The 10,837-nt window shown below is 72.2% G+C and carries 6 protein-coding genes; 4 read left to right on the top strand and 2 right to left on the bottom strand.

The window, feature by feature from the left end; translation table 11 throughout:
• Positions 1-124: 124 nt before the first annotated feature.
• Both ODJ79_RS29835 and ODJ79_RS29830 read right to left on the bottom strand, forming a co-directional pair.
• Positions 125-625 (bottom strand): hypothetical protein, encoded by a 501-nt coding sequence (locus ODJ79_RS29835; protein ID WP_263026936.1) that lies wholly within the window; start codon positions 623-625, stop codon positions 125-127.
• Between the two features lie 109 nt (positions 626-734).
• Complete coding sequence (locus tag ODJ79_RS29830) at positions 735-3,644, bottom strand: discoidin domain-containing protein (protein WP_263026935.1); 2,910 nt, start codon at positions 3,642-3,644, stop codon at positions 735-737.
• A 285-nt stretch (positions 3,645-3,929) separates the two neighbouring features.
• Between ODJ79_RS29830 and ODJ79_RS29825 the strand changes: the two genes are divergently transcribed.
• The 4 genes from ODJ79_RS29825 (at position 3,930) to ODJ79_RS29810 (ending at position 10,825) form a co-directional block, all read left to right on the top strand.
• Positions 3,930-4,760 (top strand): LLM class F420-dependent oxidoreductase, encoded by an 831-nt coding sequence (locus ODJ79_RS29825; RefSeq protein WP_263026934.1) that lies wholly within the window; start codon positions 3,930-3,932, stop codon positions 4,758-4,760.
• A complete protein-coding gene (locus ODJ79_RS29820; protein ID WP_263026933.1) occupies positions 4,757-5,152 on the top strand; it encodes a TIGR03668 family PPOX class F420-dependent oxidoreductase in 396 nt (131 codons plus the stop codon). Before ODJ79_RS29825 ends, ODJ79_RS29820 begins: the two co-directional genes overlap by 4 nt.
• A gap of 48 nt (positions 5,153-5,200) precedes the next feature.
• Positions 5,201-7,651, top strand: coding sequence for an SCO7613 C-terminal domain-containing membrane protein (locus tag ODJ79_RS29815; RefSeq protein ID WP_263026932.1), 2,451 nt, complete (start codon positions 5,201-5,203; stop codon positions 7,649-7,651).
• Positions 7,652-7,786: 135 nt separating this feature from the next.
• Positions 7,787-10,825, top strand: coding sequence for a putative bifunctional diguanylate cyclase/phosphodiesterase (locus ODJ79_RS29810; RefSeq protein WP_263026931.1), 3,039 nt, complete (start codon positions 7,787-7,789; stop codon positions 10,823-10,825).
• Positions 10,826-10,837: the final 12 nt, after the last annotated feature.

Raw genomic sequence — 10,837 nt, 5'->3', positions numbered from 1 at the left:
GGTCTGCGGGTAGTGCGGCGGTCCCGGGTCTGCGGTGGGCTTGGTGGTCGCCGGGGGTCCGCGGGTGGTGGCGGTAGCCCGGGTGGTCTGGGGGTGGGCTTGGTGGTGGTGGCGGCCTGGCGGGTCAGTGGGCGGGGGCGGTCGGTGTCCGGGTGAGGGTTGGCTCGGGCTGGGGGAGACGTTTGATGAGGCGCCAGACCACGAGCAGGGGGACTATGCCGAAGACGCCGAAGGACATGTCTATGAGTTGCCACCAGAAGGGGATGCCGCGGATCGGGCCGGCGATCAGGGCTAGCGGGATGATGGCGGCGCAGCAGATCATGGCCCACTCGATGACCCAGATGTTGCGGGTCGGGTCGCGCCAAGGGCCCCAGAAGGCGATGGCGATCACCAGGTGGGCGAAGGCTAGCCAGTCTGTCCCGTACGCGATGAAGGGGTAGGTTTTTCCGGTCACGGTCAGGCCTTCTAGCACCCGGTCGATCCAGGCCAGGAGGGCGTCCGGAGCGGGGACGTGGTGCAGCGCCGAGGACAGTGTGCGGACCTCGGTGACCAGGGGGAATGCCGTTGCGCCGCTGAGCGTCAGGCCGATCACGAAGATCAGCAGCCAGACTCGGATCGCTTTCATGATCGACACGCTAGGTGGTGGGGTCGCTGGCGCGCGACCCCACCACACAAGACCTTCACAAGCGAGTAGAGCGAACCGGACGACCGGAGCCAACCGGACGGCCGGCGGCTCAGCCGATCTTGATTACCTTGGCGACGCTCGGGACGCCCTTGGCGTTGAGGGCGAACAGCATCCAGTAGCCGGGCAGGGCGACCCCGGCGTCGGCCGGGATGGTGAGTTCGTAGCCGCCGGTGATCGTGGTGGGGGGCAGGGAGAGGCGGCGCTGGTCGGTGTCGACGGTGTGGGTCGCCGTGCCCATCCGGACGATCGCGAACTTCGTGACCGCGCTGTCGGTCTTGACCGTGATCTTGGAGCCGTTGAGGGCCGTCGATGGGGCCGACGTGATGACCGGGCGGGTGGCGGCCGTGCTGTTCGCGTTCAGCAGGTACGGCGGGGTGAACGTCTGGCCGTCGAAGTGGTTGGTGTCGCAGCCGGTGCCGCACAGGCCGCCGCCGCCGGTGAAGACGCGGCCGTCCGGCATCAGCAGGGCGACACTGTGGTAGTTGCGGGGCACCGAGGCCGTGGCCATCGTGGTGAACTTCCCGGTCGCCGGGTCCCACAGCTCGGCCGCGTAGACCGACGCGTTGTCGGAGAACGGCACCGCGTAGCCCTGGCCGCCGAAGACCGCCACCTTGCCGTCCGGCAGCACCACGCTGTTCGCGAACGAGCGAGCGTTCGCCATCGAGCCGACCTTCCTCGTGGTCACCCCGTTGTTCACACCGTTGATGGTCAGCACGTACGCGTTCGTCGTCGCCGTACTGTTCTGGTAGTCGGGGGAGCCGCCCAGCGCGAGGATCTTGCCGGTGTCGTACATGACCGCGTTGCCGTTCATCTGGTCGGGCGCGTCGCCGCGGGTGCCGGCCGGCGTGGTCGAGCCGTCGCCGGACGTGCCGTACCAGTTCATCGCGCGCGACGGGCCGGCCTGCAGCACCGAGCCGCCGGACCAGGCGAACAGCCACGCGTGGTTGTCCTTGCGGTAGTCGCCGTTCGGGTCGGCGTCGCCGGTCAGCATCGGCACCACATCCGTGCCGGGCAGCGCGGTCCAGCCGCCGTCCGAGGACCACACCTCGCCGTTCTTGTGCGGGGTGCCGTTCTGCCCGCCGTGCCCGCCGCTCCACGAGCCGCCGATCGTGAACACCCGGCCGTCGGAGAGCGTCGCGCTGGCCTGGTAGCCGCGCGGCGTCGTCATCGCCGGCCCCGCGGTCCACGCATCGGTGGCCGGGTCGTAGATGCTGGTCTTGTCGCTGTCGTTGCCGCCGGTCACCAGGATCCGGCCGTCCGGCAGCGTCGAGATGCCGGGGCAGAACATGTCGTGCCCGGTGGCGGTGATGGTCCGCTGGGTGACCACGCCGGTCTTCGGGTCGTAGGTGGCGGTGACCGTCTGGCCGTACCCGCCGGTGAAGGAGTCCGGCTGGAACGCCGACCAGGTCAGGATCTTGCCGTTGGGCAGCTGCGCCGCGGCCACCGGCACCAGCGGGAAGCCGACCGGCGCGCTGAAGCTGCCGCTGCCGGGGGCCACCGAGCCGCTCGGGCCGAGGATGTTGATCTCGGCGGCGCTGCTCCACGGGCCTCGGCCGCCGGCCTCGGACAGGGCTCGCACGCGTACGTAGCGAGCGGTCACCGCCGGGAAGACGACCGTCTGGAGCGCGCTGTTGTCCGGGAAGCCGCCCTCGGTGATCCGGGCCGTCCAGGTGGTCCCGTCCACCGAGGTGTAGATCTGGTAGCGCCCGATCCGGCCGTTCGCCGAGCCGGCCGGCCGGGGCAGGTAGGTGAGGCCGCCGATCCCCTGGGCCTTGCGCATGTCGATCGTCACCCAGTGCGGCAGCTTCGGCGCGGTGCCGGCGTAGCGGGTGTGCCAGATCGTCGACGCGTTGCCGTCGAGCACGTTCTGCGCCCGGTCGTTCGCGGCCGCGGTCTCCTGGCTGTCGGCGGTCGCGACCCAGCCGGTGCGCGCCAGCGACGGGTCGGTCCGGCCCAGCACGGTGATCTCGGCGGCGCTGCTCCATGGGCCGCGGTCGCCGGCCTCGCTGAGCGCGGTCAGCCGCACGAACCGGGCGATCCGCGGCGTGAACGTCCGCGACTGCACGACCGCGCTGTCCGCGAACGCCCCGGACGAGACCGGGTTGCCCCAGTCGACGCCGTTCGTGCTGGTCTCGATCGTGAACCGGCCGATCCGCCCGTTGGCCGAGGTCGCGGGGCGCGGCAGGTAGGCGAGGCCGGAGACCAGGTAGCGCTTCTTCATGTCGATGGTCAGCCGGTGCGGCAGGGCCGGCGAGGCGCCGGTGTATTGCGTGTGCCAGTACGAGCGGGTGTTGCCGTCGAGCACGTTCTGCGCGCGACCGTTCTCGGCGGCGGTCTCCTGGCTGTCCGCCGACGCGGTCCACCCCGTCCGGGCAAGTGCCGGGTCGGTCCCGCCGAGCAGGCTGATCTCGGAGGCCGACGAGCTGGTGTTGCGGTTGCCGGCCTCGGTGAGCGCCCGCAGCCGGACGAGCCGGGTGATCCGGGTGCCGAAGGTGACGGTCTTGAGCGTCTTGTCGTCGGCCCACGTGCCGGTGGCGATCGGCGTGCTCCAGGTCGTGCCGTTGTCGCTGATCGTGATCTCGTACCGGCCGATCCGCCCGCTGGCCGAGTCGGTGGCCGGCAGGTAGGTGAGCCCGCTGAGCGCGATCCGGTTGTGGGTGTCGATGATGATCATGTGCGGCAGCTTGGTGGGCGCGGTACGCCAGATGGTGCCGGCGTTGCCGTCGATCACCCTGCCGGCCGTCGTGGGGTAACTGTCGGCGGTGGCGGTCCAGCCCTTGGTCGGCAGGGGTGCGGCCTGGGTCACCGCGACCGGCACCGCCGAGGGCATGACGTGCGAGGCGTGCGGGTCGGCGGAAGAAATTTCCGCGTTCTCCTCATGCAGCGCGTACGCGCTGCCGAAGAGGACGCATAGAACCGCCGCCGCCGCAGCCCGCGGCCGCCAAGTCCGTACCCGCACATTGCCCCCAAGATCTGGTCCGGCCGGGAATTCAACCTGGCGGGCAGGGCGCACGAATAGGTCCGACCGGACATATCCGGATCGGCCAGGCGTACGTGCGTGCGGAACGACTGGGGCAGGGTTGGATCAGGGTGTACCTGAGGGGCGCCCGGGTTCTGACCCGGGGACGCAGCACGGTGATCATCGGCAGGTCTCCGCCAATCCTGAGCCTTTCCCGTACCCGCATGGCCGTCGATGTCTCGGCGAGGCCGGTGGGCGAGCGAGGGACGAAATAGGATCGGGCATATGGAATTCGGTGTCGGATATTTCCCCACGCATGACGGGATGCGGCCGGGCGAGATCGCTCGCCGGGTCGAGGAGCGCGGTCAGACGGCGCTGTACTTCGCTGAGCACACCCACATTCCGGCCGCCCGGGAGACGCCCTGGGGCGGCGGGCGCGATCTGCCACGGAAGTACTGGCACACGTACGACCTGTTCGTGGCGCTGACCGCGGCGGCCGAGGCGACCACCCGGCTGCGCATCGGCAGCGGCGTCTGCCTCGTCGTCGAACGCGACCCGATCATCACGGCCAAGGAGGTGGCGAGCGTCGACCACCTCAGCGGGGGCCGGTTCGAGTTCGGCATCGGCTCGGGGTGGAACCGGGAGGAGATGCGCAACCACGGCACCGACCCGCGTACCCGGCTGGCGCTGCTCGGCGAGCGGGTCCGGGCCATGCGCGAGATCTGGACCCACGACGAGGCGACCTTCCACGGCAAGTACGTGAACTTCGACCGGATCTGGTCCTGGCCCAAGCCGGCCCAGCAGCCCTGGCCGCCGATCCTGGTCGGTGGCGGCGGCCCGACCGCCGAGCAGCGGGTGCTCGAGTACGGCGACGGCTGGTTCCCGCAGTGGCACGATCCCGACGTGCTGACCCGGATCCCGGCCCTGCGTGCCCGCGCCGACCGGCACCTCGACGTCCAGATGCTCAGCGTCCCGCCCGACCCGAAGGCGTTCGAGCAGCTGGAGTCGGCCGGCGTGCACCGCGCGTCGTGCTGGTTGCCGTCCGGGCCGTGGAGCGTGGTCGAGCCCGCGCTGGAGAAGTGGGAACGGGCGATCGCCGACCTGACCGGCCGGTGACCCCGGCCGAGCGGTTCGCCGGTTGCCGGGTCGCCCGTCTCGCGACGGCCGGCCCGGACGGCGTGCCGCACCTCGTCCCGATCGTGTTCGCGCTGGTCGGCGACGTGATCCATACGGCGGTCGACGCGAAGCCCAAGCGCACCCGGCGCCTCAAGCGGCTCGCCAACATCGCCGCGAACCCGCGGGTGAGCGTGCTGGCCGACCATTACGAGGACGACTGGTCCCGGTTGTGGTGGGTGCGAGCCGACGGGGTGGCCCGCATCCTCGACACGTCGCCGGACGGGCTCGCGGCGCTGGCCGAGCGCTACCCGCAGTACCGGGAGACGCCGCCGCCCGGGCCGTTCCTGGAAATCACCGTCGAGCGCTGGTCGTCCTGGCCGGCCGACGACTGAGTATCCGTGCTCTGTCGCGGCCGTTCGCCGATCACCAGGATTTCTTCCGTGACGACGTACCCCTGCCCGCACTGCGGTTCCCCGGCGACTCTCGAGACCGGGTGCCCCTCCTGCGGCCGCGGCCCCGACCCGGACGCGGCCGAGGTGATCCGCACCGATGCCGAGATCACCACCCTCATCGCCGAGCTCGCCACCGCCCGGACCGCGGTGACCGACCTCGAGAACCGGATCGGCCTGGCGTGGCAACGGCGCCACGCCGCCGCCCGGGTGCGGGCCGCCCTGGGCCCGCAGCCGCAGCCGGAGACCTCGTCCCGCGCCGTCCAGAATTTGCTCTTCACGCTCGGCGGCCTGCTCCTGGGCGTGGCCGCGATCGTCTTCGCGGCCGTGGCCTGGTCTCAGTTCGGGGTCACCGGCCGCGCCGTCCTGCTCGGCGTGGCCACCGTCGTCGCGCTCGCGGTGCCGCCGCTCGCGCTGCGTCGTGGCCTGACGGCCACCGCCGAGACGTTGGCCGCGGTGGGTGTTCTTCTCACCCTGCTTTGCGGGTACGCCGCCTGGTCGGTCGACCTGTTCGGGGTGGCCGGCGGCTCCGCGGTCCGCTACGCCGGCGTCGTCTGTCTCCTGACCGCCGCGATCGCCGCCGGGTACGCCCTGATGACCGGACTGCGCGGCCCGCGCTGGCAGGCCCTGCTGATCTTCCAGCCGGCCCTGCCGCTCCTCGTCCTCCCGTCGAACCCGGGCCTGGCCGGCTGGTCGCTGACCTTCGGCGCGATCGCCGCGGTGGACCTGGCCGTTCGGCGCGCCCGGGTCGCCCCGGCGGCCTACGCGTGCGCGATCCTGGCCACGCTGCTTGCCGCGGTCCCGGCCGCGATTTCCGGATTCCGTACGCTCGGCGCGGCCCAGCCGTTCTTCCACGCGGCCTGGCTCGCGGCCGTGCCGTACGCGGGCTGGCACCTGCCGGTCGTGCTGACGGTGGTCACCGCCGCCCTGTTCGGCACGGTTCCGCCCCGCCTGCGCCCGGCGTCGCTGGTCGCCGGCGCGGCCGCGGTCGCCCTGGCCCTCCCGGCCGGCCTGCACCTGCCCTGGTGGAACGGCCCGATCATCGACATGGTCGTCGTCCTGGGCGTGCTGATCCTGGCCGCCCGCCGGGCCGCTCCGGTCCTGCACGCCCCGGCCGCCCGGGTGGCCGCCCTGCCCGCGGCCGCCTCGCCCGCCACCCCGTCGGCCGCGGCCTCGGCGGTCGCCCTGGGCACCCGGGCCGCCACCTCGCCCAGGGCGGTCGCCCTCGGCGCCCGCGCCGCCGGCTCATCCACGGCGGCCGCCCTCGGCACCCGGGCCGCCACCTCGTCCACCGCGGTCGCCTTCGTCACCCAACTGGTCACCGCCGTCCTGCTGGCCGGCCACGCCCTGATCGCGGCCTTCGGCCGTCCGGGCGTGGCCGCCGGCACCCTGATCGCGCTCGCCCTGCTCGGCGCGGCGCTCGCCGTCCGCGCCCAGCACCCGGCGCTGGCCGGCGTGGGCCTGTGCACCACCCTGGTCGCCCTGCCGGCGATCGCCTGGACCGGCACGGTCGCCCTCGGCCGCACCCCGGCCACCCAGGCCCTGTTCGTCGCGGCGGCCGCCGCCCTCGCCCTGCTGCTGATCGCCCTCGCCGACACGCCGCCCGCCGCCGCACCCGACGCTCCTGCGAGCACGCCAGCCCCGTGGCCCGGTGCTCCTGCGGGCACGCCAGCCCCGTGGCCCGGCGCTCCTGCGGGAGCGGCCGCCACCGTCAGCCCCGCGGCCCCGGCCGTTGCGGGTCTCGCCCGGTTGGTCGGTTCGGTCCTGGGCGGACGGCCCGGCGCTTTCGCCGAGGCGGCCTCCGTTGCCAGGCGGGTGGCCATCGTTCCGCTGGGGCTGACGTTGCTGAGTGTCCTGCCGGGTTTGGCGCCGGGGGTCGGGACGACCGTCGTGCTCGGCCTGCTCCTGGTGGCCGGCGCGGTGGTGGGTGCGGCCGGAGGAACACCCGTCGCCCGGGGCCTGGGGATGGCCGTAGCGGTAGCCGTGGGGCTGGACGCGGCCCTCACTAGGCCCGCCGGGACGGTGCTGGAGTCGTACTCGATGATCGCAAGCGGCCTGGCACTTGCCGCCGCCCTTCTCACCAAGCGCGACCACTCGTCCAGCTGGACCACCTACGGCCCGGCGCTGATCATCGGGTTGGTGCCGAGCCTCGTGTCGGTGCTCACCAACGACGGGCAGCATCTGCGCCGGCTGCTGCTCGGGCTTGCCGCGCTCGCGATTCTGCTGGCCGGGGCGAAGGCGCGGCTGCGCGCCCCGGTGATCGCGGGAGGCACGACGCTCGCGCTGGTCGCGCTGCACGAGCTGGTGCTGGCCTGGGACCTGATCCCGCGCTGGATCCCGCTCGCGGCCGGCGGTCTGCTGCTGGTGCTGCTCGCCGCCACGCTCGAGTCGCGCCGCCGGGATCTGGCGCGGTTCCGCCACGCCATCGGCCGCATGAGCTGAGGCAGTTGCGGGCCGGAGTCGACCCGTGCCTCGTCCGTTCGGCCGAATTCGGGCTCGGCCCGTAAACCGGCTGCGACGCGATGCCGATGCATAGGCCTGCACCTCGTCGGCCTGGCAGAGCAGAACGGAGCACGGATGTCGACCACGCGCATGCAGTCGTGCTTCGCCCTCTGGATCGCCTTCCTGACAATCCTGTTCTTCTCGGCCCCCGAGATCGGCATGTACGTCTGGGCGGCGATCGGGCTGTCGGCGGCGGCCGCCGTGATCGTCGGCGTGCGGCGGCACCGGCCGTCGAAGCGGCTGCCGTGGTACCTGCTCGCGGCGGTGCTGGTCTGCTTCACGCTCGGCGACACCACCTACAACGTGCTGACCGACTTCCTCGGCCAGGTGACACCGTTCCCGTCCCTCGCCGACGTGTTCTACCTGCTGTTCTATCCGCTGCTCGCGGCGGCGCTGCTGCTGTTCACCCGAGCCCGGGCCGGCGCCGAAAGCCGGGCCGCGCTGCTCGACGCGCTGGTGCCGACCGCGGGCCTCGGCCTGCTCTCCTGGGTCTTTCTGATCTCGCCGTACGTGCGCGACGACCACATGGGTGTGCTGGAGAAGGCGACGTCCTCGGCGTACCCGCTCGGTGATGTGCTCGCGCTCGCCATGTTGCTGCGCCTGCTCACCGCGACGGGCCGCAAGCCGGTCGCGTTGATGATGCTGGCCGCGGGCGTGACCAGTTTGCTCGCCACGGACGTCATCTACGGCCTGCGCCAGCTCGACGGCACCTGGACGGTCGGCGGTCCCACCGACTCCGGATGGATCTTCTTCTACACCGCGCTGGCGCTGGCCGCGCTGCACCCGTCGATGCGCCGGCTCACCGCGGGGGGCGACACGGCCGCCGAGCCGGTGGCCGGGGGCCGCCGGATCGCGGTCATGGTGGTCGCCGCGCTGATCGCGCCGGGCGTGCTGATCGTCGAGGACCTGACCGGCGAGGTCCAGGACGCCATCATGATCGCCACGGCGTCCGGGATGATCTTCCTGCTGGTCATGGCCCGGATCGCCGGACTGGTCCAGGCGCAGCGGGACAACGCCGCCCGGGAGCGGACCCTGCGCATGTCGGCGGCCGACCTGGTCGTCGCCAACAGCGAGGAGCAGGCAAGCGCGGCGGTCAGCCAGGCCATCGCGGCGATCGTGCCCGAGGGCGAGGAGTACCAGTTCCTGTACTTCCGGGGCGACGCGGCGGACGGCGAGCCGACCGAGGTGCTGCAGGCCGGCTGGGTGGCCGTGGCCGACCTGCCCGGGGAGATCGCGGTCCAGCTGGGACCGTTCGAGTCCGCGCTGTTCGGCGAGGCCGTGTCCGCGTCCGTGAGCGGCGGCCGGCCCCACCGTACGCACGCCTACCTGGCCGCCGACGACTACGTGCTGACCACCTTGCAGACATCGTTCGAGGCGTTGATGGCGCAGGGCCGGATGGCCGTGGAGCGGATCACGCTCACCGAGGAGATCAACCGGCGCAGCAGCGAGGACTACTTCCGGGCGCTGATCCAGAGCGCGTCCGACGTGATCCTCATCATCGGGGACGACGAGCTTATCCGGTACGCGAGCCCGTCCGCGCTGCCCGTCTTCGGCCACACCGACATGGTCGGCACCTCGCTGTTCCAGCTGTTCGTCCGCGCCGACCACGCCGAGCTGCGGTCGCTGCTGGAGCAGCACGGCTCGCGGGACGGTATCGACCTCACCGCGATCTCCGGCGAGGACCTGCTGCTGCAGGTCGAGTGCACCTGCCGGGACCTGCGCAACGACCCGGCCGTCGGCGGCCGGGTGGTCACCATCCGGGACGTCACCGAGCGGCGCCGGCTGGAGAGCGACCTCGCCCACCAGGCGTACCACGACTCGCTCACCGGGCTCGCCAACCGGCTGCGGTTCCAGAACCGGCTCGAGCAGGCCGCCCTGAGCGCCGAGGCCGCCCGCAGCCACATCGGTGTCCTCTTCGTCGACCTCGACGACTTCAAGGAGGTCAACGACACGCTCGGGCACGGCGCCGGCGACCAGTTGCTGATCGCGGTGGGCCGGCGGATCGCCGCGGCGGCCGGGCCGCTGAACATGGCGGCGCGCACCGGCGGTGACGAGTTCGCGGTGCTCATCGAGCACGTCACCGATCCGGCCGACGTCGAGCGGGTCGCCGAGGGCGTCCTGGCCGCGCTCGCCACCCCGATCGAGGTCAGCGACGGCACCGGCGGTCTGCACCTGGTCAGCGGCGCGGCCAGCGTGGGCGTCGCGACCAGCGGCGACGCGGCCGGCATCAGCGAGCTGCTGCGCCGCGCCGACGTGGCGATGTACATGGCCAAGACCGACGGCAAGCGCACCTGGCGGCTGTACCGCGACGAGCTGCACCAGGAGATGATCCGCCGGCTGGAGATGCGCTCGGCGCTGAACGAGGCGGTGGCCGACGGCCAGATGCGGCTGCGCTACCAGCCGATCGTCGACCTGTCCACCGGCGCGGTCGTTGGCCTGGAGGCGCTGGTGCGCTGGCAGCACCCGGCGCGCGGCCTGCTCGGCCCGAACGAGTTCATCGAGCTCTCCGAGGAGAACGGCTCGGTGGTCGCGATCGGCGGCTGGGTGCTGCGCCAGGCGCTGCGCACCTTCGCCGGGTGGCGGGCGACGGCCGAGGGCACGTCGCTGCGCTACCTGAGCGTGAACGTGTCGGCCCGGCAGTTCCGTACGTCCGGGTTCGTCGACCAGGTGCGCGAGGTGCTCGCCGAGACCGGCGCCCGCCCGGGCTGGCTGCTGTTGGAGATCACCGAGAGCCTGGTGCTGCACGACGCCGAGCAGGTCTGGGCCGATCTGCGGGAGCTGCGCCGGATGGGCGTGCGGATCGCGATCGACGACTTCGGCACCGGCTACTCGTCGCTGAGCTACCTGAGCCAGATGCCGGTCGACGTTCTCAAGATCGACAAGTCGTTCATCGACGACATCCTGCACTCCAAGCAGCAGATGGCGCTCGTGGAAACCATCGTGAGTCTCGCCCGGACGCTCGACCTGCTGGTCGTCGCCGAGGGCGTCGAGCTTGACGGGCACCGCCAGGCGCTCGTCGAGATGGGTTGCCCGTACGGCCAGGGCTTCCTGTTCTCCAAGCCGGTGACCGCCGACGAGATTGGTCATCGGCTGGTCGCCACCACCATGTCCTGATTGTTGAAAGGA

It is taken from the genome of Actinoplanes sp. KI2 (assembly GCF_025630775.1).
Lineage (GTDB): Bacteria > Actinomycetota > Actinomycetes > Mycobacteriales > Micromonosporaceae > Actinoplanes.
The sequence above is the reverse complement of the archived record's forward strand: the minus strand, read 5'-3'. Positions and strand labels throughout refer to the sequence as shown.

Coding starts and splice junctions, on each gene's coding strand:
- ODJ79_RS29825 (WP_263026934.1), top strand. CDS start 3,930: ATGGAATTCGGTGTCGGATATTTCCCCACGCATGACGGGATGCGGCCG.
- ODJ79_RS29810 (WP_263026931.1), top strand. CDS start 7,787: ATGTCGACCACGCGCATGCAGTCGTGCTTCGCCCTCTGGATCGCCTTC.
- ODJ79_RS29835 (WP_263026936.1), bottom strand. CDS start 625: ATGAAAGCGATCCGAGTCTGGCTGCTGATCTTCGTGATCGGCCTGACG.